Source organism: Actinomyces procaprae, assembly GCF_004798665.1.
GTDB classification, from domain to species: Bacteria; Actinomycetota; Actinomycetes; order Actinomycetales; family Actinomycetaceae; genus Actinomyces; species Actinomyces procaprae.
This window is the reverse complement of sequence record NZ_CP039292.1, coordinates 1803824-1826491: the sequence shown is the minus strand read 5'-3', so window position 1 is coordinate 1826491 and position 22668 is coordinate 1803824. Positions and strand designations below refer to the sequence as shown.

Sequence of the window (22668 nt, the reverse complement as noted above, 5' to 3'; positions counted from 1 at the left end):
GGGGCACCAATCACATGACCGAACCCACCGCGGACCAGGCGCCGACGGGGGCGAACCCGCTGAGCACCGCTGAGGTCACCGCCATCCGCGCCGACTTCCCGTACCTGGAGCGCCCGGCCCGTAACGGTCGGCCGCTGGCCTACCTCGACTGGGCCGCAACCAGCCAGAAACCGGTCGGCGTTATCGCGGCGGAGGCCGACTTCTACGGGCGCTCCAACGGAGCCGCCGGGCGCTCCACCTACCAGCTGGCCGATGAGGCAACTGCGGTGTGGGAGGACGCCCGTGACGCCGTAGCCGGCTTCGTCGGTGCGCGCGGCAGCCAGCTGGTATTCACCAAGAACGCCACCGAGGCCGTCAACCTGGTGGCGCTGGCCATCGGCCACGCCAGCCTGGGACGGCCCGCCGGCCGCGGTGGCGCTGCGGCCGCCGCAACCGACCCCGCCGCCCGGCTGCGCCTCGGCGAGGGGGACGAGATCGTGGTGACCGTGGCCGAGCACCACGCCAACCTCGTGCCCTGGCAGGAGCTCGCCGCCCGCACCGGCGCCACCTTGCGCTGGTTGGGCCTGACGGAGGACGGCCGCGTCGACCCCAGCACGGTCTCGGTGATCACCGACCGGACCCGAGTACTCGCCCTCACCCACGCCTCGAATGTGACGGGGGCGATCACCCCGCTGGAGCAGATCCTGCCCGCCGCCCGCAGCGCCGGCGCCCTGGTGGTGCTGGACACCTGCCAGTCCTCGCCGCACCTGCCGCTGGACTTCGCCGCTATTTCCAGCGCAGGCGTGGATGCCATGGTGCTGTCCAGCCACAAGATGCTGGGCCCCACCGGCATCGGCGCGCTGGTGGCCACGGAGGAGCTGCTGGACGCCATGCCGCCGGTGCTCACCGGCGGGTCGATGATCGAGACCGTCACCATGGCCTCATCCACATACATGCCCGGTCCCGCCCGTTTCGAGGCCGGCAGCCAGCCCCTTGCTCAGGCGGCCGGCTGGCACGCCGCCATCGACTACCTCAGCGAGCTGGGCATGGGACGGCTGCGTGCCACCGAGCAGGCCCTGCTCGAGCGCGCCCTGGGCGGCATGGCGGATGTGCCCGGCCTGCGGATCCTCGGTCCCGCCGACTCCCACGACCGCGTCGGCGTGGTCGCCTTCTCCCTTGATGGCGTACATCCCCACGACGTCGGCCAGGTGCTGGACGCCGCGGGCGTGGCGGTACGGACCGGACACCACTGCGCCCAGCCGATCCACGCCCATTTCGGGGTGCCGTCCTCCTCACGCATATCCTTCGGTCCGGCGACAACGCCCGAGGAGATCGACCGGTTCCTCGACGCCGTCGCCACAGTCCGCGGCTACTTCCAGAGGTGAACATGAACGCTCTAGACCAGCTCTACCAGCAGGTCATCCTCGACCACTCGCGCGAGCGCCACGGCGCCGGCGCGCTGGAGTCGCCCGATGCGACCTCCCACCAGGTCAACCCGACCTGCGGCGATGACGTCACCGTGGGCGTACGCGTGGTTGACGGACGCGTCGACTCCATCGGGTGGGAGGGGGACGGCTGCTCGATCTCCCAGGCCTCCATCTCGGTGATGCATGATCTCGTGGTCGGCGCCGACCTGGACACCGTGGCCCGGCTCGAGGCGGACTTCGATGCGCTCATGCACTCGCGCGGACGCGGCGTGGACGCCTCCGTCCTGGACGAGTTGGAGGACGCCGCCGCCTTCGAGGGCGTGTCCAAGTACCCGAATCGAGTGAAATGCGCCCTGCTGGGATGGATCGCGCTGAAGGATGCGTTGCTCAAGGCGGGTGTTCCCCTGGACGCCGCCAGCACCGACTGAGGTTGCCGAGCCGCGGGCCCGCGGCACCCCCCACCAACTACCGACCCCGCTGCACACTAGGAGGAGCTATGAGCGAGACCGCCCCGGAGATCAATCCGATGGCTGCGCAGCAAGCACCCACAACTGTCGCCGATGTCGATGTCGCCGCGATTGAGGAGGCGCTGCGTGACGTCATCGACCCCGAACTGGGTATCAACGTCGTCGACCTCGGCCTGCTGTACGGCATCTCAATCGAGCCGGACGGCACCATAGTGCTCGACATGACCCTGACCACTGCCGCCTGCCCGCTGACTGACATGATCGAGGAACAGGCCCAGCAGGCGCTCGGGCTCATCGCCGACAAGGTCCGGGTGCAATGGGTTTGGCTGCCGCCGTGGGGCCCGGACAAGATCACCCCGGAGGGCCGCGAGCAGTTGCGCGCCCTCGGCTTCAACGTCTGAGACGCGCGTAGGCGAAGGCAGACTGCAGCCCGATGGCCGGGTGCAGGTCACGGCGGTGCGCCACCACCGCGCCCGCCATTGTCCCCATCGCGCCGACTAGGACCAGCCAGACCATTGTTGGATCGCCCGCCTGAGCGAACAGCCCTGCGTCAATCATCGACTGCGGCAGGTCGAGGCTGGGGCCGAGCTGGGCAATTCCGAGCCCGGCGAGCAATGGTGCCCATGCCAGCCACCGTAGCCGTGGCCAGGCGCCACCCAGCAGCGCGGTGACGCCAGTGCAGGCCGCTGCGGCGGGCCACTGGCCGGCGACCAGCCGCAACGCGTCATCGGCGGTGGTGTCCAGCAGCGCGTGTCCCACCAGCCCCGCGACCAGAGCGGCCGCACCGAGCGTGAGCCCCGCTGCGAACAGTGCGACCAGACACTGACCGATCAGCAGCCGCGCCGGTCCTGTGCCGGTGGAGCGCTGCGCCTCAACCAATCCGGAGCCCTCCTCGGCCGCGAAGCGTCCCGTCAACGCCACCGATTGCGTGCAGGCCAGGGCCGCCACCAGCACGCCGATGTAACCCAGGAATCCCGCGCCTGGATCGCCACCGCCCAGCAGCGAGCCGAACGTGCCGCCGTCCACCGCTCCCTGCCGGGCCAGCTCAACCATGTTCTCTCCCATGGCCGTGAGCACCCCGGCGATGGCGGCGGCGGCCAGCGCCCACGCCAGCAGCTGGCCGCTCGAGCGCCGCAGCGCGAGCGTCATCGGTCCGCGAACCCGCAGTGGACGGCGCCGGCCCGGCCCGATGCGGATCAGCCCGGCCCCCAGGTCCCGGCGGCGCGCGGCGCCCGCCGTCGCGGCAAGCAGAATCACCACGGCGGCGCCCGCGATCGCTGCGGGCTGCCAGTTGTTCGTCCCGCCGGGATCGATCGCGCTGCGCAGCGCGAACGGCGACCAGGCACCCGCCCACCTCCACCCCTGGGCGGCCCACGCCCCGTGCCCCGCATACAGCGCAGCCAGTGCCGCGAGCCCGGCGCCACGCGCGCAGGTGGCGTCGCTGGTCAGCTGCGCGAGCAGGACCGTGACTGCCGCCAGCAGGGCACAGGTTCCGGCCACCGCGATCCCATAGGCGGTCGCATCCGCCGCCCCGGCGCCCTCCAACGGGAGGATCCCAACGCCCGCGCCGATGCCCAGCAGCACACACTGCGCTCCGAGCATCAGGCCGACGCCGACCAGCTCACCGACCGGACCGACGCCACCGCCGCGCAGCATCTCCGAGCGCCCACCGTCCTCCTGGCCGCGCGAGACCGCGACCGCGCGCAGCACCACCACGACTCCCAGCAGCAGGCAGGTCAGCGCCCCGAGTTCCCAGACCGCGAGCTGCACGGCGTCGGCGCCCTCGGGCAGCTCACCGTAAAGGGCCGTTAACGACTTGGATATCCTGCTCATCGCCACGGCCCGCGCCAGATCGGCGGCTGTGGCGTAGGTGATCGCGTAGTTCGGGGCGAGTAGACCGGTCAGCAGGGCGACCGCCGTCGGCAGGGCCAGCAGCCAGGCGCGTTCCTCCCGGGCGATGATGCGGGCGGTGCGCAGGGCGTGTCGCATGAATGTCGGCCGCGTGATCATCGGGCCTGGCCCTCGTAGTGACGCAGGAACAGGTCCTCCAGGGACGCCGGAGTGCAGGTGATTCCCTGGGCACCCGCGGCAATGAGGGCGCTCAATGTCTCCCGAACCTCGGCAGCGGGAACCGACATCCGCGTCACACCATCGGTTCCCGGTGGCGGAGCGTTCGAGCCTCGGGGGAGAGCGGGAGCGGCGCCGTCGGGGAGGCGGCAGGTAATGGTCGAGTTGCGCAGGTGCCGCAGGGCGGCCAGTGTGCCGGTCTCCACGGTGTGCCCGTCCTTGATGATGGTGACCGCGTCGCATACGCGGTCGACCTCGTCCAGCAGATGACTGGACAGCAGCACCGTGCGGCCCCCTGCGGCCGCCTCGCGCACACAGGTCTGGAAGACCTCCTCCTGGAGCGGGTCGAGCCCGGTGGTGGGCTCATCCAGGATGAGCAGTTCGCAGGGTGCCGCCAGGGCCGCGATCAGGGCCACCTTCTGCCGGTTGCCCTTGGAGTAGCTGCGCACCGGCTTGGCGGGATCCAGGCTGAATGCCTCGATCAGCTCCGCCTCGCGGCGTCGATCGCGGCGGCCGCGCAGCGCGGCGAAGGCATCCAGCGTCTGCGCCCCGGTCAGACTCGGCCACAGCGCCACATCCCCGGGCACATAGGCGGTGCGACGGGTAATGGTGCCCGCCTCCTGCGCCGGATCACGGCTCAGCACCCGCACCTCGCCGGCGTTACGGCGATACATGCCCAGCAGCACGCGAATCGTGGTGGACTTGCCGGCGCCGTTAGGGCCGAGGAAGCCGTGGACCTGACCGCGGCGCACGCGCAGGTCCAGGCCGTCCACTGCGCGCAGGCCGCCAAAGGTCTTGACCAGTCCGGCAACCTCGATTGCCGGTTCTTGGATTGGTGAACTGACGGGGGCGGACCTGATGGCGGTAACCGTGGGTGTCATGCGCCCAGGTTCGGGTGCGACGTCGCGTCGCACTCAAGGTGTTGCGCGCCAGCGGGTGATCGCCTCTGTTAATTGCCGTTCCATTTCGCCGGCCAATCTGGCGCCACCGGCTCCAAGGTGTGCAAACAGCTTGAACAGGGGCGCAATGGCAGCGGCATCAACGCTATCGGCGAGTTCACGGCAACGCCGTGGGCCGAGCGTGCGCTCGAACCGCGCAATGTTCTTTGCGGCCTGTGCCGCGACCTGGGAGTCGGTCAGACTGTCGGGGTCCTGACCGTAGGCCACGAGCGCGTCGGCGTCCTCGCCGTCGTTCGGTCCGGGGAACAGGTACTCTGCCTCGGACGGCATGTGCCCGCTGTAGCAGGCCACATCGACCAGGTCACGGTCGCGGCGCACGGCCACCCGCGTCCGCTCATCGGGGGCCTCCGCCTCCAGCCGGTCGAAGAAGGCGACCATGCGCGGCGGCATGGGGGAGACGGTCAAGCCCTCTCGCGCGCGCTCCAGCAGGGAGGCGAGCATGTCCCGCTGGCGGGTCACCTCCGTCAGATGCTCCTCAATCACGGCCAGGGCTCCGGACAGGTCGTCGAGCACGGCGGCATCCGTGGAGACCACTTCGTCGGTGGGGGAGTCCAGGATGCGGGCGATGGACTTCAGCGGGACGCCGGCCTGGACCAGCCAGCGGATGCGTGACAGGCGAGCCACATGGCTTATGTCGTAGTCGCGCCAGCCGCCGCGCTCTTCGGGCACGGGCAGAAGACCCTGCTTGTGGTAGTAGCGCACGGTGCGGACCGTGGTGCCGGTGAGTCGGGCAATTTCGGCGACGCGCATGGGAGGGGGGCTTTCTCCTTCGGTCGAGTCCAGGCGCCCCGGCTCAGGGCAGGTCCGGGTCCTGGGCACCCAGGACGGCCTCGCGCAGCACGCGGGCGTGGGTGTGTACGTGGTCGTGGCCGGCGAACAGCAGCGTCACCCGGCCGGCCAGGGCGCGACGGCGCAGCTCCGCCACGGCTGCGGCCGCCTCGGGCCGCTCGGCGAGTTCGGCGCGGTAGGCGTCGACGAACTGCGGCCAGTCCAGCTCGCCGGAATGGAATGCCTTGCGCAGCGCCGTCGTGGGGGTGGCGTCCTTCGCCCAGTCGTCCAGCGCGGCTCGCTGCTTGCTCACTCCCCGCGGCCACAGCCGGTCCACGAGCACCCGCAGGCCGTCATCGGGCGCCGGAGCCTCACGGGCCCCCTTGAGGACGACGGCGTCGAAACAGGGCAGGGCGGCGGACGGGACGATGGGGCCGGAGGCGGGGCTCATGGGACCACCGTAGGCGCCTACGATTCCGCTGTCACCGGCCCGCCAACGGCCGTTCAGCGCCACAGCCTGGTGCTGAGCCAAGCCGCGAACCCCAGGACCGGGACGCAGCCGATCAGGGCCACGATCGTCTCCATGCCGATGATGAACAGGTAGGAGATCAAGCCCAACGCCGCCAGCCAGACGGCCGCGATGCGCAGGGCCGGTGGCAGTGCGGTGACCAGGTACGCGCCGAGGGCGATGAGCACCAGGCCCCCGGCCGCGAAGGACATGAAGTCGCCGCTGAACATGCTGACCGGCACGACCGTGCCTCCCCAGACGATGGTGATAATCCCGCAGGCGGTCAGGCAGATCCCGGTGATGGCGCGGCCGCTCAACCGGTTCTTGGTGTTGCTAGTCGTCAATTTGCTCTCCTTACGGAAGGTTGTCGGATGTGACTGTTCGCCGTGAGGCGGGTATCAAACGTTGGTCGTCGAGGCCGCCAGTGCACGCCCCCAGGTGCGGGCGGCCGCCTCCTCGCCGTCGGCCAGGGGCCCCGACTGCCCTTGAACCAGGAAGCTCCTGATCGACGGCGCATCCCGGCCACGCCCGCGCCGCAGAGCCTTGATAATCGCCTTGGCCGCCGAGCCGCTCAGCCAGCTCTTAGAGGTCACCGTGTCAAAGACGGCGGTGGTGAGGACGGTCGGAATGGTGGTGCGCGCCAGCCATTCGCGCATGCCGCTGTTCGGCGCGGCCGCACCGGCCTGCTTACCCGCCTGAGTGCGCGTGGCCGTGGTCGGCAGCCCCCGGTTGTGGGTGGGAGCTCCCAGAATCAGCAGATCCAGCTTCGCGGGCAGCGAGGCGGGTGCTTGGACCGCATCAAGGACCCGGGCCTGCGTCCCGGCATCCGTGAGCCCGGCGGCTACGGCCTCGGCGATCGTCCGGGTATTGCCGAAGCAGGACTCGACGACGATGAGCGCGGTGGGTGCGGTGGCCATGGTTCCTCCCGGTTGTCGGCGGTGCCCCGGGTGGGGCGGACGCAACCAGCGTCGGGTGTGACGTGGCGTCGCACGCAAGCGGGTCCTGGCCACGGTGGCCAGGTTCGGAGCCGTTGGCCGGCCCGGCGGTGAAGGAACTCCGAGTAGGGCCACGGCTCACGGAACTGTGCGTCGGTAGTTAGGCACTGCCCGCCACCTTGCCAGTGGGACCGCAGCGGATTCGCAGGCGCGTGCCATGGGATGGAGGTCGGCAGCCAGCAGGCCTCTGCCAACCAGCCGCTTGCGGTCGCTTCCGTGAGCGAAACACATCCACGGCCTGCAGACGAGGGAGAACAGCATGACTGTGCGCATCGGAATCAACGGCTTCGGCCGGATCGGCCGCACCTACTTAAGGGCGGCCCTGGCCAACCACGCCGACATCGAGGTCGTTGCCGTAAACGACCTCACCGACGCCGCCACATTGGGCGTCCTACTCGAATGGGATTCCGTCAGCGGACGCCTGGACGATGTCCACGTCGACGGCGACGCACTCGTGGTGGGCGGCCGCCGCATCACGGTCTTCTCCGAGCCCGACCCCGTCCACATCCCGTGGGACAGCGTGGGGGCCGAGGTGGTCATCGAGTCCACCGGATTCTTCACGGACGGCGCCAGGGCCGCCGCGCACCTGGAGGGCGGCGCGAAGAAGGTGATTGTCTCTGCACCCGCGAAGGGGGACGTTCCCACGTTCATACTCGGCGTCAACGACCACGAGCTCGACGCCCATGCGGCCGACGTCTTCTCCAACGGCTCGTGCACCACGAACTCACTGGCACCGCTGGCGAAGATCCTTAACGATCTGGTGGGTATTGAAACCGGCCTCATGACCACGATCCACGCCTACACCGGCGACCAGCGCCTGCACGATGCACCGCACCGCGACCTGCGCCGCGCGCGTGCCGCCGCCGAGTCGATCATTCCGACCTCGTCGGGGGCGGCGCGCGCCATCGGGGCCGTCATTCCCGAACTTGAAGGCCGCCTGACCGGTGCCGCGCTGCGCGTGCCGGTTCCGGTCGGCTCAATCACCGACCTGACCGTCGTCGCCGGTCGGGCAACGTCGGCGGAGGAGATCAATGCGGCATTCCGGGCGGCCGCGACAAACGGACCGCTCGCCGGGTATTTGCAGTACTCCGAGGCGCCCATCGTCTCCCGCGACATCGTCGGCAACCCGCACTCGCTGATCTTCGACGCCCCGCTGACCGCGGTCATCGGCAACGAGGTGAAGGTCTTCGGCTGGTACGACAACGAGTGGGGCTTCTCCAACCGGCTCGTCGAGTTCTCCTACAAGATCGGATCGCAGCTGGCGGCCTAACACCCGCGCCGGCCCACCGTTCCAGCGAACAAGGGCGCGCAGCGACTCATGACGCCGTGGGCTCCTGATGGGACCCGCCGCCCGGGGGAGGCGGGTCCCATCAGAGCTGGGAGCCGGCCACGGCGAAGGTGTTGCACTGCTCCAGGGAACCCGACTCCATGCCGGTGGTGAACCAGCGCACCCTCTGCTCGGAGGAGCCGTGCGTCCAGGTGTCGGAGTTGACGGTCCCGCTGGAGCGCTGCTGAATGTGATCGTCGCCCACCGACTCGGCGGCATTGATGGCGGTGGCGATCTCCGCTTGGGTCGGCTCCACCAGGAAGGCGGTGCCCGTGTCGGGGTCAACGGTCGTGGCTGCGTAGTGCACCCACACGCCCGCATAGCAGTCGGCCTGCAGCTCGGTGCGGACCGAGTCGGAGTCGGCGCCGCTGCGGGAACGGTCCGTTGAGCCCATCACGCCCAGCAGGTTCTGGACATGGTGGCCGAACTCGTGGGCGACGATGTACTCCTCCGCCAGTGGCGTGTCCTGTGCGCCCAGTGTGGACTCCATGTCAGAGAAGAAGCTCATGTCCAGGTACACGTTGGAGTCACCCGGGCAGTAGAAGGGGCCGACGGCGCTCGTGGCGGAGCCGCACGCCGTCGACACGGACTGACCGTCCCACAGGACGAAGCCCGGTTCGGCGTAGGCAGTGCCGACCTGGGCGGGCAGCTGCTCACTCCAGACGGCGTCCAGCGACTCCGCGGTGGCGATCATGCGGCACTGGGTGTACTTGTTGGCGGCGTCTCCGCTGGTGCACATGGAGGTGTCGATGGTGGATGCGGTGGAGCCGCCGGAAGCAGCATCCTGCCCGCCCAGCAGGCCGCTCAGGTCCACTCCGGTCACCTGCGACAGCAGCAGCACTGCCAGAACGGCGAGTATGGAGCCCCCGCCGATGGCGGCGCCGCGGCCACCCCCGGAGCGGGTCTGCACCCGGTTGGGATCGAGCTTGATATTGCGGTTGAATGACACGGAACCCACCTCGCTGCCGGACAATCGCCCGGAATTGCCGGCTGAAAGCCGGGCATCGCTGTGCTGATTGTGGATCAAGGCTAGCTGACGCCCCAGGTGCCTGCGATGCATCTATGCATGGTGTCGTCCATGGCGGGTACCCTTGAGGCGTGCTGTACGAGCTGCTGTACAAGAACGTCTTCGCCCACATCGATCCCGAACGTATTCACGACGTCTGCATGGAGACGATCGAGGCCACCAGCAGGGTGCCCTTCGTACGCGATGTGGTTCGGCAGGCCTTCGGTCGCCGTCCCGCTTTCCCCGTGCCGTCCGCGAACCAGGGAGGTCCATTCGCGCGCCCAGTTCCAGGGATCCTGGGACTGGCGGCAGGCATGGACAAGGAGGGCCAGGCCGTCGAGGGCATGGACATGCTCGGATTCGGCTTCGTTGAGGTCGGCACCTTCACCGCTCGCCCCCAGCCGGGCAACGACAAGCCCCGCATGTGGCGCTACCCGACCATTCGCGCCGTCCGCAACCGTATGGGCTTCAACAATTCCGGTGCCGATGAGGCCGCCGCGCGGCTGCGGCGCCTGCGCTCCACCGTGCGGGGCCGCTCCATCGTCGTCGGTGCCAACATCGGCAAGACCAAGGTCACGCCCCTGGAGGAGGCCGCTCAGGACTACGCCTACTCCGCCTCGAAGGTCGCCCGGTGGGTGGACTACCTGGTGGTCAACGTGTCCAGCCCCAACACCCCGGGGCTGCGCACCCTGCAGGAGGTCGAGTCGCTGCGGCCGATCCTCGCCGCCGTGCGCGAGTCCGCCGACGCCGCCGCGCACCGCCACGTGCCGCTGCTGGTGAAGATCGCCCCAGACCTGGCCGACGAGGACGTCGACGCCGTCGCCGACCTGGTCCTGGACATGAAGCTGGACGGGGTGGTCGCCACGAACACCACCATTGACCACGACCTGGGGGAGGGCGGTCTGTCCGGTGCGCCGCTGCTGCCGCGCTCGTTGCAGGTGGTGCGCCGCCTGCGCGCACGCCTGGGGGATGAGCCCACCATCATCGGCGTGGGCGGCATCTCCTCGGTCATGGATGCCGAGCTGATGCTCGACGCGGGTGCCGACCTGCTGCAGGCCTACACGGCGTTCATCTACAACGGGCCGGCCTGGCCCGGTCGGATCAATCGAGCGCTGGCCACGGTTCCCCGCCACCTGCGCTGACTCCTTCGCCGTTTCCCGCCTCGGCCCCATCACCGAGATCGGTAGATCTTACGTACCCAGGTCGGTAGATCTTACGTGCCGAGGTCGGTAGATCTTACGTACCCAGGTCGGTCGACGTTACGTGCCGAGGTCGGTAGATCTTACGTACCCAGGTCGGTCGACGTTACGTGCCGAGACCGGTCGAAATGGCGCGCGCCGTCGACCGGTCTCGGCGTATTCGGGAAATCGGTTGGCCAAACGCAGTGCGTCAGGCCGGACGCTGCTCGGGGGAGCGGGTCAGGGCCGGGTCGTGCTCGACGACGTCGACCAGAGCCGCATCAATTGCGGTCATGACGTCGTCGCCCAGCTTCACACCGGAGGCCTTGACATTCTCGACCAGCTGCTCCGGGCGCGAGGCGCCCACCAGTGCCGCGGAGATGAAGTCGTGCTGGAGCACCCAGGCGATGGCCAGCTGCGGCATGGACAGTCCGGCGTCGTCGGCAATCGGCTTCAGCTGCTGCACCGCGGTGAGCACGTCGTCGCGCATCCAGCGGCTGATCATCTCCTTGCCGCCCTTCTCGTCGGTGGCGCGTGAGCCCGCAGGCGGCTGCTGCCCGGGCAGGTACTTGCCGGACAGGACCCCCTCGGCCATCGGCGACCAGACGATCTGGCCCATGCCGAGCTCGGTTGATGTCGGCACGACCTTTTCCTCGATGACGCGCCACAGCGCGGAGTACTGCGGCTGGTTGGACACCAGTCGGAAGCCCATCTGGGTGGCAAGCTCCTGGCCGGCCCGGATCTGCTCGGCGGTCCACTCTGAGACGCCGATGTACAGCGCCTTGCCGGCCCGCACCACGTCCGCGAAGGCCTGCATGGTCTCCTCCAGCGGCGTGGCATAGTCATAGCGGTGTGCCTGGTAGAGGTCTACGTAGTCCATGCCCAGGCGGCGCAACGATCCGTCGATGCCCTCCATGATGTGCTTGCGGGACAGGCCGACGTCGTTGGGGCCCTTGGGCCCGACGGGCCAGTACACCTTGGTGAAGATCTCCAGGGATTCACGCCGCTGCCCCTTCAGCGCCTGGCCCAGCACCTCCTCAGCGACGGTGTTGGCGTACACGTCCGCGGTGTCGAAGCTGGTGATGCCGAGGTCGAGTGCGGTGTGTACGCAGTCAATGGCAGTGTCGGCCTCCACCTGGGAGCCGTGGGTGAGCCAGTTGCCGTAGGTGATTTCGGTGATCTTTAGTCCGGAGCTACCGAGATGACGATATGCGACCATGGCTCCAGTCTAGACGGGTAAGTGCGCCCATGCAACAATCCTGTCCAGTCGATCCCCGGGGCACCATATCTACCGACCTCGGTACGTAAGATCTACCGACCTCGCGAGGGGCGGGCGAGGGGTGGGGAGGGCGGTCATCCACTCACTCGGGATACTGACGGCGCGCCACCTGGGGGGCGGGCTGGCGCCAACGGCGCAGGTTGAAGCAGCGGGAGAAGATGTACCAGAAGATCGTCCCCTGCTCCTGGACCTTGTCCTGGCCGAACTTGGCGTACAGCCGCCGCCGCAGCCGCCGCCAGCAGATCACGGCGTCAACGATCGACACGAGCAGGAACAGGTAGATCACCAGCATGAAGTAGTAGCTGATCAGCGTGTGCCGGGAGGAGAAGGCGATGAACACTACAAGCAGAACCAGGGTCAGCGGCATGAACAGCTCGCCCAAGCTGTAGCGCGCATCGACGTAGTCGCGGATGTAGCGCTTGATCGGCCCCTTGTCTCGCGGAGGAAGGTAGCGCTCATCCCCGGTCTGCATGGCCTGGCGCTGGCGCTCCCATGCCTGATCCTGCTTCGCGCGTGCCTCCCGCTTGGCCGCCTTGCGGTCGGCGGGCACGATCGGTTGTAGCTTGCGCGCCTGCGCGTCCTTGCGCTTGGGAGTGGGGCGGCCCTTGCCGGACTGCTTGGAGGGGGTGGCCACGGTGGCTGCGGCGCCGTCGTCGGCCTGGCCGCGCTTGCCGAACGGCAGCTTCTCTAACAGACTCACGGACACCAGGGTAGCGGCTGGACCGCGCTACCCTGCAACTCATGATCACTTCACATGCCGTGCGCGCCGCCGTTCATGACTCCTTCGACCGGGTCGTGAACGATCTGACGGAGTTGGTGGCGATCCCCTCGGTGTCCGCCGCCGGTCACGATCCTGCTCAGGTGAGTCGCTCCGCAGAGCATGTGGCCGCGCTGCTGCGTGACGCCGGGCTGGAGGCTCGGGTTGCCTCGGTCCAGGGCCCTAATGGCCCGGGACGGCCCGCCGTGCTCGCCCACGGCGACGGGCCGACCGGATCGCCTCGAGTGCTGTTGTACGCCCACCACGACGTCCAGCCGGTGGGAGACCCCGATAAGTGGCGCCAGGCAGATCCCTTCGTGGCTGAGCGGCGCGGCGACCGCCTGTTCGGGCGGGGCACCGCCGACGATGGCGCAGGCGTCATCTCCCTGGTGCACGCGCTGCGGTTGGCGGCGGAGCTTAACGGCGGCCAGTTGCCGTGCTCGGTGACCGTGTTCATCGAGGGGGAGGAGGAGGTGGGCTCGCCGTCGTTCGAGACCTTCCTGGAAACCTACCGCGAGCAGCTGGACGCCGACGTCATCGTGGTCGCAGACTCCTCCAACTGGCGGGTGGGCGTTCCCGCACTGACCACCTCGCTGCGTGGCGTCGTCCAGGTGGATGTGCGCCTGGAGGTACTCGATCACGCCCTCCACTCCGGCCAGTACGGGGGCCCGGTAATCGACGCCGTGACGGCGATGTGCCGACTGGTCGCCACCCTCCACGATGAGCGCGGCGACGTCGCGGTGGATGGACTCGTCTCCCACCCGGCTGCCGCCCCCGGGTATCCCGACTATCCCGAGTCCGACTTCCGCAACGACGCCGGTGTGCTCGACGGCGTCGAGCTCGTGGGCACGGGCGACCTGACCGCCCGGCTGTGGACCAAGCCGGCACTTTCCGTCATCGGGATGGACGTCACGCCCCTGCGGGTGGCCGGCAATGTGCTCGCCCCGAGCTGCACCGCGCGCCTGTCCCTGCGGATCGCTCCCGGCCAGGACCCGGCCGGGGCGCTCGCCTCCCTGGAGGCGCACCTGGAGGCGCACACGCCCTTCGGCGCGAAGCTGACTGTCTGCGCCGGCGAGTTGGGCCCGGCCTTTGACGGCACCGCGCAGACCCCTGCGGGCCGTGCCGCTCACTGGGCGCTGACGGAGGCCTTCGGCACCGAGGCGGTGAACATCGGCCAGGGCGGCTCCATCCCCTTCATCGCCACGCTCAAGGAGACGTTCCCGCAAGCGCAGGTTCTGGTAACCGGGATCGAGGATCCCGACACCCGCGCTCACAGCGAGGATGAGTCCATGCACTTGGGTGACCTCGAGCGCATTGTCGCCGCGGAAGTGCTGCTGCTGGCCCGGCTCGGCGGCGCGGTTGCCGACTGACCGGGCTCGGGGGACACGCGCATGCGAGTGCTTCTGGCGCCGGGCCCGATGTACCCCGAGCCCGGCGGGGTTCCGCTGGTCGGGCCCGATCTGGGTTTAGGGGCGGGCGCCGTGGCTGAGGCGCTCGCCGCAGGCTGGTCGGCCCAACGGCCCGATGACATCCTCACCCAGCTGCCGGTGCCCGACGGCGGACCCGGCACGGCGCAGGCGATCCCCCCGGGCAGGATCGCCTCACGCAGCATCGTGCAGGCGGACGACCCTCTCGGCCGGATCCGGGAGGTGGACCTGCTGCGCCTGCGTCCCGTCGGTCCCAGTAGCGCCGACACGGCCGCGAGGGGCGCCGCAGGCGACACCTGGCTGCTGGACGCGGCCCGCTTGCTAGCGCTGCCCGCTGACCGCGAGTATGCGGCACGCGAGGCGAGGTTAGGGACGACGACGGGCCTCGGGCACGCCCTGGCTGCTGCCCTGCGGGTTACTGCGCCCGGTGACACGCTCGTGGTGACCCTGGGGGCAACCGCAGTGCACGACGGCGGTGTCGGCGCACTGGAGGGGCTCGGCGGGCTGGACGCGGCTGATGCGCTGGTGTCGAGCCGCGAGCTGGTGCTCGCTTTGGCTGATACCACGCCGTTGGGGGGTGTCTCGGGCGCCGGCCAGGCCCTTGCCGCAGTTGCTGCGCTGAGCGGGGAGGAGTGCCAGGAGCTGAATCGTCGTGCATGCGCGGCGGCATTGCAGGTCGCGAGTAGCAGTGGTGGGGTTCAGGAAGGCGGCTTGCCGCTTGTGGGGCAGGGCCCACCGGAACTGTCGGTTACTTCCCGGGGCACTGGAGCCGGCGGGGGAGCGGCGCTGGTGCTGCGTGCCCTCGGGGCGCGCGCCCTGCCTGCAACCCGGGTCATGTCCCGGCTGCTGGAGCTGGAGGAGTCCGTAGCTGGTCAGGACCTGGTGGTGACGGCGGCTGGGGAGGTCTTCGACGTCGTCGCCGACTCGGTTGCCGCAGTGGTCGGTGGGATGGCCGGAGACTCGGCGCTGCCGGTGGTGCTGGTTGCTGGGCGTCTTGCGGCACCCCGTGGTGAGCTGGCGGAGGCGGGCGTGGTGTCCGCCTACTCGCTGGAGGAGCCTGGGAGCAGCCGGAACCGTGCTTGGAACGGCGGCGGCGCACTCGAACTGCGTGGGCGGCTGAGGGCAATGGGCGCTCGGCTGGCACGATCCTGGTCCCGCTGAAGCGCTTCGCAACCGGATCAACCGACCTCGGCACGTAACAACTACCGACCTCGGCACGTAACAACTACCGACCTCGGTATGTAACAACTACCGATCTCGGTACGTAAGATCAACCGATCTCGGCGGGGGCTGAGTGCATGGCGTGCGGGGCGGGGGCAGTGGAGCCTCGCACGATCAGGTCGGGGACGAACAGCAGCTCGGCGTCGGCCGGCTTCTCCCCGCCGATGGCGGCGAGCAGAGTGGTCACCGCAGCCCGGCAGATCGCCGCCACGGGCTGGCGCACAGTGGTCAGCGGCGGGTTGGTCATCGGGATGAGCGGCGAGTCGTCGTAGCCGATCACCGACACGTCCTGCGGAACGGTCTTACCCGCTGCGCGTACCCCCGAGATCACGCCGAGCGCCATGATGTCCGAGCCGCAGATAATGCCGGTGCACTCCTGCTCCAGCAGGCGCGCCGCCGCACTGGCACCGCCCTCATAGGTGTAGAGGGTCTCCACGATGCGCAACGGCTGGTCCGGCAGGTTGGCCTGCATCCCGTCCTCGTAGCCTGCGCGCTTGCGCTGTGCGGGCACCATGCGTCCGGGGCCGATCGCCAGGCCGATGCGGGTATGCCCCAGGCTGGCGAGGTGGTCAACCGCCATGCGGGCCGCCGCCCGGTCGTCGGTGGCGAATCCGGGAACCTTGATCGTGGGGGCGCTGCCGTTGATGGTTACCAGCGGTACGCCCCGGTCCCGCAGCCGCTGGTAACGGGTGACGTCACCGCCGGTGTCGGAATGGCGCCCGGAGACGAAGATGATGCCCGCCACTCCCCGGTCCACGAGCATCTCGATGTACTCGTCCTCGCTGGTGCCGCCGGGCGTCTGCGTGCACAGCAGCGGGGTGTGTCCGCTGGGTGCCAGCAACTGCTCGATCTCCTGGGCATACAGTGGAAAGATCGGATTGGACAGCTCGGGCACGATCAGCCCCACCAGGCCCTTGGAGGCCTGGCGAAGCGATTCAGGGCGCTCGTAGCCGAGCAGGTCGAGCGCGACGAGTACTTGGCGGCGGGTCACTTCCGCCACGTTCGACTTGCCGTTGAGGACTCGGGACACGGTCGCCGTTGAGACGCCCGCCTGCTCAGCAATGTCGGCGAGGGTGATGCGCTGTTGCACGGTGCCCATCCTAAGGGGAAATCACAAGCAATTGTCGCTGCCCGGCGGCGATTGCTCTCGGGTGAACTCGTAACTGCTCAGCGGGTGTGAGCCGTCCCGGAGCGCGGCAGCGCCGGGCGCAGCGTGATCACGGCCGACCCGGGCCCGGTGGGATTGAGGGTCAGGTACCCGTCCGCACCGCCGATGACCTTGACGGCGACGCCGTCCATCGCCTCGACGTCTCCGACGGCGCCCGCGGGCAGTGCGGCCAGCGGCAGGTCCACCGGTGCGCCGCCCGCACGTGCGAGGACTACCAGCACATCGCCGTCCGGGTGGGTGCGCAGCCAGGCCAGCAGGTCGTCGTCGGCATGGACCCAGCGCATTCCGCCGCGCCGCAGTGCCGGCAGCTCGTGCCGCAGCCGACTCAGCTGCCGGTACCGGTCCAGGACGACGTGATCGACCCGCCCCCAGGCGCCGGCCGCCTCGAGCTCATCGGAGGGTGCTGCGCCGGGGGGTGCGGTCCACGGCATAGTGGTGCGTGAGTGCTCGCCGGTGCGGCCGGTGGCGCCGAGCTCGTCGCCGGAGAACACGGTGGGCACGCCCGGTGCGGTGAACAACGCGGTGGCGGCGACCAGCTGCGCGGCACGGGAGCCGACGACGGTGCGGATCCGGGGCGTGTCGTGGGAGCCGAGCAGATTCATGGAGTGAGTGATGGACGTCGTCGGCATGTGGGCGGTGTACTCCCTCACCCCCCGCGAAATCGGTCCCCCGGGAAGTCGGGGGATGCCGGTGGGGATGCCGAGCCAGTTCAGGCCGTCGGCCGGGTCCGGCTCCGCCAGCCAGGACCACAGGGGCCGGGTGAAGCCGTGGTAGTTCATGGTGCCCTGCCAGCCGGGGCCCGTCAGATCGGCGGAGGCGTCGTGGCCGTGCTCGGCGACCAGCCACAGTGAGCGGCCGGTGTCAGCCTCCACCCGGCGCATGGTGGTGCGCATGTCCGCCGCGGCCTGGTGGGCCAGATCGACCATGCCCGAGCGGCCGGTCATGTTGGCCACGTCGGTGCGCCAGCCGTCGGCGTTGTACGGGGGCATGAGCCAGTGCGCGGTGACGGAGTCGGGGCCGCGCAGCAGCCGGTCCCGCATCGCCTCGGAGCGGTGGTCGAGCTTGGGCATGGAGGCGACCCCCATCCAGGTCGCGTACTGGTCGGGGTGGCGGTCGAAGCTGTAGAACCCGGCCTCCGCGGACGTGGAGTCGTCAACTGCCCGCCGGAACCAGTCGTGGGTGACGCCGGTGTGGTTGGTGGTCAGGTCCAGCAGCAGCCGCATGCCGCGACTGTGCAGCGCGTCGGAGAGCCGGGCCAGCGCCGCGTCGCCGCCGAGCAGTGAGTCGACGTGATCGAAGGTGGTGGCGTCGTAGCGGTGAACTGATCCGCCGGGAAAGATCGGCGTCAGGTACACGGTGTTGACGCCGAGGCGCTGGAGGTAGTCCAGGTGGTCGACGATGCCGTCCAGGTCACCGCCGTACCAGGCGGCGCCACTGGGGTCGCCCGCGATGGGCGGCTCGTCGAGCCAGCCGTGAGCCTCGGCCCAGGCGGGCGCCTCGCGGTCCCGCGGCGGGGTGTGGGCGGCGAAGCGGTCCGGGAAGATCTGGTAGCAGACGGCGTCGAGCACCCAGTCGGGCGCGTCGTCGTCGGCCAGTACCCGGAAGTCCGTGGCGTCTGGGACGTCGTGGTTGGACAGGCCTGCGGCGTGGAACCAGACGTACGGTTCGGCGCCGCCCGGTGTCAGCAGCAGGAACCGGTAGTGGTTGCTCGGGTTCAGCAGCCGGACGGTCGCCTCCCACCAGGCACCGGCGTCGGTCCGCGCCACCAGGTGCGCGGCGGTGAGGGCCGGCTCGCCGTCGACCACTTGGCGCAGGATGATGCGCTCCGGGTTCCAGGGGGCGGGGACCCACAGGCGGGCGGTGAGCTCCCCGCCGGGCCGACGTGTGCCCAGCAGGTAGGCGGGGCCGGTGTCGTGATGCGGCTGACTGAGGTACTGCGGCTCGTGCTGGCAGGTCATTGATGTCATCGAGCGGCCTCAGCCCTTCACCGCGCCGGCGGTGGCGCCGCCGACGATGTACTTCTGCAGGTACTGGAACAGGGCGATCACGGGCAGCATCGTCATGACCGAGCCGGCGGCGAAGATGCCGAGGTTGTTGGAGCGGTCGCCGGAGAGCATGCCGTACAGGCCGACGGCGAGCGTCTTCTTGTAGTCATCCGTCAGGAAGATCGATCCCAGCATGAACTCGGAGATGATGCCGACGAAGGCCAGCAGGAAGGTGGTGGCCAGAATGGGCTTCAGGGAGGGCAGCAGAATCCGGTAGAAGACCTGCCAGTGGGTGCAGCCGTCGAGGATGGCCGCCTCATCAAGCTCCTTGGGGATGGTGTCGAAGGTGCCCTTGATGAGCCACACCTGTCCCAGGGCGCCGCCCATGAGCGCAAGGCAGTAGCCCAGCAGGGTGTTCAGACCGATGGCGGGAAGCACGCCCCCGATGCCGGAGATCATGTTGTAAATGGCGATCATGGACAGCGTGGTGGGGAACATCATGATCAGCAGCAGCGCCAGCAGGCCCCCGCGACGGCCCTTGAAGCGGAAGCGGCTGAAGGCGTAAGCGGCGAGCACGGAGAAGAAGATCTGTGCGGCCGCCACGATCGCGCACACGATCATGGTGTTGAGGTACCAGCGGGTGAAGGGGCCCTTGTCCCCGCTCAGCAGCGTCTGGTAGTTGACCAGGCTGACCCGGGTGGGGATCAGCGAGGTCGAGGCGACCGTGCCCAGGGGGTTGAGGGAGGCGGAGATGACGTACAGGATCGGGAAGGCGGCGAAGACGAGTGCAAGGATGCCGACGATGTGGCGCCAGCCGATCTCGCGGAACCAGCGGCCGAAGGGCATGCGGTTCTGCTTGGTGGGCGTACCGGCTCCGGTCGTGGGGGCTGAGGCTGTCGTCCTCCCTCCGGCTGGGTCGGTACTGGCGTGAGTCATGGCGTTGGCCGAGGTGTTGGTCATGTGAATCAGTCCCTTCCGGCGCTTCAGTGGATGTCCTCGAGGCGGCGGGTGGCAGTGAATTGCGCCGCGGCCAGGACGCCGGTGATTACGAACAGGACGACGGAGACGGCGGAGGCGAAGCCATAGTCGGCGCCGGACCCGCCGAAGGCGATCCGGTAGACCATGGAGATGAGGATGTCCGTGCCGCCGCGGGTGTACTCGCCGGCGGCGAATGGCCCGCCCTCGGTGAGCAGCTGAATCGCGTTGAAGTTGTTGAAGTTGAAGGCGAAGGTGCTTACCAGCAGCGGTGCGACCGACACCAGCAGGAGCGGCGTGATGACGCGCGTCGTGGTCTGCCAGCCGTTGGCGCCGTCGATGCGGGCCGCCTCCTTGAGGTCATCGGGGATGGATTGCAGGGCACCGGTGCACACGATGAACATGTAGGGGAAGCCCATCCACATGTTGGTCAGCAGGACCGCGATCTTCGCCCAGGTCGGGTCGCCCAGCCAATCGATGTTCAGGTTGAGCATCTCGTTGATGAGTCCGAAGTCGCGGTTGTAGAAGTTCGACCAGATGAGCAGGGAGATGAATCCGGGGACCGCGTAGGGCAGCAGCAGGAAGGAGCGGTACAGCTTCTTCCCCCGGATGCGGTCGTCGTTGAGCGTCAGCGCGAGGAAGTAGCCGAGGATGAAGGTCAGCAGCATGGAGCCGGCGGCGAAGATCAGGGTCCAGGCGAAGGCGCCGCCCAGCTGCTTGAGCAGGCTCTGGTTGCCGAACAGGCGCTGGAAGTTCGCCAGCCCGACGTTCTGCCGCCAGGACTGGGCCAGGCGATCCCCGTTGGCATTGACGTAGTACTCGGAGTTGCCGACTTTCTGCACCGTGTAGACGTCGCCCGTCTGCACGTTCCTGATCGAGTCGGTCTCCTCGTCGTACACCATGGTCTTGGTGCCCTCGAAGGCGGTGCGCACGCCCTGGACCTTGATGGCGCTGGTCTCGGACACGGACAGGGTCAGGGTGGAGATGGTGCTGTAGGCGGCGTTGATCTGCTTGCCGGTCAGGATGGTGTAGCCGTCTGCGGCGGTGACGAAGCCGTCGGTGACCGTTACGTCGACGTCCGTGGCGGGCTGGACCGTCTCGCCGTCGGCGCCGTAGAGCACCACGTCGGTGTCGGCGTCCACCAGGAACAGGGTGAAGGGGCCCTCCTCGGCGCTGCCGGTCGTGGCCACGGACAGGTTGTACAGCGGGGAGTCCGCAGCCTGGACTACGGAGTTGTTAGTGATGGAGGTGATGGCGTCTTCCTTGGTGCCGCGGAAGCCGTCGCCGAAGTTGGTGAAGGCGGTCTGGACGGTCATGACGATCGGCACGATCAGGAAGACGGAGAGGAAGAAGGTGCCCGGGAAGAAGTACTTGCCTGGGATGAACCGCCTGGTCGAGTACAGGACGAACATGGCGGCGGTGGCCGCCACCACGATGAACAGCCATAGCCACATCTGTGTGGCGATCAGCAGCGGCACCAGGTAGGCGGCCAGGGCCAGGGCCGCACCGAGGACGAGCACACGGCCGAGCACGCAGCGGATCGTGGTCGTCCGCTCCCGCAGGGTGCGGTGGGAGGAAGCCGGGTTGTCCGCACCAGTGGCGTCATGGACGCCTTGTTCGCGGGCGGTGGGGGAGGTCATCGTCGATGAACCTTTCGCAAGACAGAAAGAGGCTGAGCGGGGGGTGAGAGCGGGCGCGAAAACGGGCCGCGCCGGGAGCATGCGGGATTAGGGAACCGGCCGACGGCGGGAATGGCCGGTCCAAGGCGATCCGGCCGACGAGGGCGCCTAGCGGCCGGGACGCGGGGCCGACCCCTGAAGCGGCGGGTCCGGGAGCGCGGGCAGGGTGAGGGCCGACGGCCATGCCGTCGGCCCTCACCAGCGGATCACAGGCCGAGAGTGGACTTGATCTCGTCCCCGGCGCTGGTCATGGTGGACTCGGGGTCGGAACCATTGACGATGTTGGCCTCGGCCATGCCCAGCGGACCCCAGATCGCGGACATCTCGGGGATGGCCGGCATCGGGTCGGCATTCTCCGCGAACTCCATGAACTTGACCATGTTGGCGTCGCTCTCCTTCAGCTTGTCGGCGAGGTCCTGCTGGACCGGCGGCAGCGGGTTGATGGCGTACATGGCCTCGGAGATGGTGGAGTCCTTGGCGACGTCGGCCACGAAGGTCTCGGCGAAGGCCTTGTTCTTGCCGGCGGCGGCCACGTAGAAGGCGTTGACGCCGGCGAAGGGGCGGGCGTCGCCCATGCCCTCGAAGCCGGGGATCTTGGACAGCTCGAAGTTGATGCCGGCGGTGTTGATGTCACCCAGTGCCCAGGGGCCGGAGATCAGGTAGGCGGCCTTGCCCTCGGTGAACATGGAGATGGCGTTGTCGCCGGTGACGGTCTTCTTCAGCACGCCCTGGGCGCCCAGCTCGCCGATCTTCTCGGCGGCGGCGATGGACCCCTCGCCGCCGACGCCGACGTCGGTGGCGTCCAGGGAGCCGTCGCTCTTGGTGCCGAACAGGTAGCCGCCGCCGGAGGTGTACAGCGGCTCCATGTGGTAGGCGTCTCCGGACTCGCCCACGGGCAGGGAGAGCACGACCTCGGCGCCGGAGGCCTGACCGGCCTCGACGAGCTCCTCGATGGTGGCGGGCGCGGTGACGTCGGTGAGGTCCTTGTTCACGAACAGGCCGAGCGTCTCCACGCAGTAGGGCACACCGTAGAACTGGCCGTCATAGGTGACGGCGTCCAGCGCGACCTGGCTGTAGTTGGCCTGCGCGGTGGTATCGAGGGTGATGGGGGAGATGGTGCCGTTCTGCACCAGGTTGCCGATCCAGTCGTGTGCGGCGACGACCACGTCCGGACCGTTGCCGGCGGAGTTGGCGGCGATGAAGTTGCCCTGGAGGTCGTCGGCGACGATCTGCACCGCCACCTTGATGTCCTGCTCATCCCCCCACTTCTGTGCAACGTCTTTCAGTGCGCCGGCCTTGACCTCGTCGGTCCAGATGACCAGGTCGGCGCTGGTGTCACGGACGACCTGCCCGTCGGTGGGCTCGGCGTTGGCCGCGTCCGACGCGGTCGACGTCGCAGTGGTGTCGTCGGAGCTGCAAGCGGCTGCGGCGGCGAGGGCGGTGGCGATAGCGGTCATTGAGAGGAACGACCGACGGTTGAGGGACACCGTGATTCT

Annotated in this window: 21 protein-coding genes; 7 read left to right on the top strand and 14 right to left on the bottom strand. The window is 69.0% G+C overall.

Annotation, left to right across the window (positions count from 1 at the left end):
- Positions 1 to 14 precede the first annotated feature (14 nt).
- The 3 genes from E4J16_RS07320 (at position 15) to E4J16_RS07310 (ending at position 2274) form a co-directional block, all read left to right on the top strand.
- Entirely contained in the window at positions 15 to 1364 is a 1350-nt protein-coding gene (locus E4J16_RS07320) for an aminotransferase class V-fold PLP-dependent enzyme (RefSeq protein ID WP_136313651.1), read from the top strand.
- A gap of 2 nt (positions 1365 to 1366) precedes the next feature.
- The gene (gene sufU, locus E4J16_RS07315; RefSeq protein WP_136193269.1) at positions 1367 to 1834 is read left to right on the top strand and encodes a Fe-S cluster assembly sulfur transfer protein SufU; all 468 of its coding nucleotides are present in this window, start codon (positions 1367 to 1369) and stop codon (positions 1832 to 1834) included.
- A 68-nt stretch (positions 1835 to 1902) separates the two neighbouring features.
- Complete coding sequence (locus tag E4J16_RS07310; RefSeq protein WP_136193270.1) at positions 1903 to 2274, top strand: metal-sulfur cluster assembly factor; 372 nt, start codon at positions 1903 to 1905, stop codon at positions 2272 to 2274.
- On the opposite strand, the gene E4J16_RS07305 is transcribed toward E4J16_RS07310, so the two are convergent.
- Genes E4J16_RS07305 through E4J16_RS07280 form a run of 6 tightly spaced genes read right to left on the bottom strand, consistent with a single transcriptional unit; the run spans position 2264 to position 7092 of the window.
- Positions 2264 to 3862: a hypothetical protein gene (locus E4J16_RS07305; protein WP_136313650.1), complete on the bottom strand. Its 1599-nt coding sequence runs from the start codon at positions 3860 to 3862 to the stop codon at positions 2264 to 2266. The two genes, E4J16_RS07310 and E4J16_RS07305, sit on opposite strands and share 11 nt — an antisense overlap.
- 17 nt (positions 3863 to 3879) lie before the next feature.
- Positions 3880 to 4821 carry an ABC transporter ATP-binding protein gene (locus E4J16_RS07300; protein WP_136313649.1) on the bottom strand — a complete coding sequence of 314 codons (942 nt, stop codon included), beginning with the start codon at positions 4819 to 4821 and terminating at the stop codon, positions 3880 to 3882.
- A 33-nt stretch (positions 4822 to 4854) separates the two neighbouring features.
- Positions 4855 to 5649: a MerR family transcriptional regulator gene (locus tag E4J16_RS07295; protein WP_136313648.1), complete on the bottom strand. Its 795-nt coding sequence runs from the start codon at positions 5647 to 5649 to the stop codon at positions 4855 to 4857.
- 43 nt (positions 5650 to 5692) lie between these two features.
- Positions 5693 to 6118 (bottom strand): DUF488 domain-containing protein, encoded by a 426-nt coding sequence (locus tag E4J16_RS07290; protein ID WP_204519765.1) that lies wholly within the window; start codon positions 6116 to 6118, stop codon positions 5693 to 5695.
- 53 nt (positions 6119 to 6171) lie between these two features.
- On the bottom strand, positions 6172 to 6519 hold the full coding sequence (locus E4J16_RS07285) for a hypothetical protein (RefSeq protein ID WP_136193274.1): 348 nt from the start codon (positions 6517 to 6519) through the stop codon (positions 6172 to 6174).
- 54 nt (positions 6520 to 6573) lie between these two features.
- Complete coding sequence (locus tag E4J16_RS07280) at positions 6574 to 7092, bottom strand: flavodoxin family protein (protein ID WP_136193275.1); 519 nt, start codon at positions 7090 to 7092, stop codon at positions 6574 to 6576.
- A gap of 337 nt (positions 7093 to 7429) precedes the next feature.
- Between E4J16_RS07280 and gap the strand changes: the two genes are divergently transcribed.
- Positions 7430 to 8440, top strand: a complete 1011-nt coding sequence (gene gap, locus E4J16_RS07275; protein WP_136313647.1) for a type I glyceraldehyde-3-phosphate dehydrogenase — start codon at positions 7430 to 7432, stop codon at positions 8438 to 8440.
- A gap of 100 nt (positions 8441 to 8540) precedes the next feature.
- On the opposite strand, the gene ypfJ is transcribed toward gap, so the two are convergent.
- Complete coding sequence (ypfJ, locus tag E4J16_RS07270; protein ID WP_136193277.1) at positions 8541 to 9446, bottom strand: KPN_02809 family neutral zinc metallopeptidase; 906 nt, start codon at positions 9444 to 9446, stop codon at positions 8541 to 8543.
- Positions 9447 to 9595: 149 nt separating this feature from the next.
- Here ypfJ and E4J16_RS07265 point away from each other — a divergent pair, with 149 nt between their 5' ends.
- Positions 9596 to 10645 (top strand): quinone-dependent dihydroorotate dehydrogenase, encoded by a 1050-nt coding sequence (locus E4J16_RS07265; protein ID WP_136193278.1) that lies wholly within the window; start codon positions 9596 to 9598, stop codon positions 10643 to 10645.
- A 247-nt stretch (positions 10646 to 10892) separates the two neighbouring features.
- Here the strand turns inward: E4J16_RS07265 and E4J16_RS07260 are convergent, their stop codons facing one another.
- Positions 10893 to 11900 carry an aldo/keto reductase family protein gene (locus E4J16_RS07260; protein WP_136193279.1) on the bottom strand — a complete coding sequence of 336 codons (1008 nt, stop codon included), beginning with the start codon at positions 11898 to 11900 and terminating at the stop codon, positions 10893 to 10895.
- Between the two features lie 142 nt (positions 11901 to 12042).
- The gene (locus tag E4J16_RS07255) at positions 12043 to 12660 is read right to left on the bottom strand and encodes a DUF3043 domain-containing protein (RefSeq protein ID WP_240038056.1); all 618 of its coding nucleotides are present in this window, start codon (positions 12658 to 12660) and stop codon (positions 12043 to 12045) included.
- A gap of 41 nt (positions 12661 to 12701) precedes the next feature.
- Between E4J16_RS07255 and E4J16_RS07250 the strand changes: the two genes are divergently transcribed.
- Positions 12702 to 14087 (top strand): dipeptidase, encoded by a 1386-nt coding sequence (locus tag E4J16_RS07250; protein WP_136193280.1) that lies wholly within the window; start codon positions 12702 to 12704, stop codon positions 14085 to 14087.
- A 21-nt stretch (positions 14088 to 14108) separates the two neighbouring features.
- On the top strand, positions 14109 to 15305 hold the full coding sequence (locus E4J16_RS07245; protein ID WP_136313646.1) for a glycerate kinase: 1197 nt from the start codon (positions 14109 to 14111) through the stop codon (positions 15303 to 15305).
- 109 nt (positions 15306 to 15414) lie between these two features.
- Here E4J16_RS07245 and E4J16_RS07240 read toward each other — a convergent pair whose 3' ends face one another.
- The 5 genes from E4J16_RS07240 to E4J16_RS07220 all read right to left on the bottom strand — a co-directional run bounded on the left by E4J16_RS07240 (position 15415) and on the right by E4J16_RS07220 (position 22659).
- A complete protein-coding gene (locus E4J16_RS07240; protein ID WP_136193282.1) occupies positions 15415 to 16455 on the bottom strand; it encodes a LacI family DNA-binding transcriptional regulator in 1041 nt (346 codons plus the stop codon).
- A 77-nt stretch (positions 16456 to 16532) separates the two neighbouring features.
- Positions 16533 to 18500: a glycoside hydrolase family 13 protein gene (locus E4J16_RS07235; RefSeq protein WP_136313645.1), complete on the bottom strand. Its 1968-nt coding sequence runs from the start codon at positions 18498 to 18500 to the stop codon at positions 16533 to 16535.
- 9 nt (positions 18501 to 18509) lie between these two features.
- The gene (locus tag E4J16_RS07230; protein WP_240038055.1) at positions 18510 to 19478 is read right to left on the bottom strand and encodes a sugar ABC transporter permease; all 969 of its coding nucleotides are present in this window, start codon (positions 19476 to 19478) and stop codon (positions 18510 to 18512) included.
- Positions 19479 to 19501: 23 nt separating this feature from the next.
- On the bottom strand, positions 19502 to 21133 hold the full coding sequence (locus E4J16_RS07225; RefSeq protein ID WP_136313644.1) for an ABC transporter permease subunit: 1632 nt from the start codon (positions 21131 to 21133) through the stop codon (positions 19502 to 19504).
- A gap of 245 nt (positions 21134 to 21378) precedes the next feature.
- Complete coding sequence (locus tag E4J16_RS07220) at positions 21379 to 22659, bottom strand: sugar ABC transporter substrate-binding protein (protein WP_136193285.1); 1281 nt, start codon at positions 22657 to 22659, stop codon at positions 21379 to 21381.
- Positions 22660 to 22668: the final 9 nt, after the last annotated feature.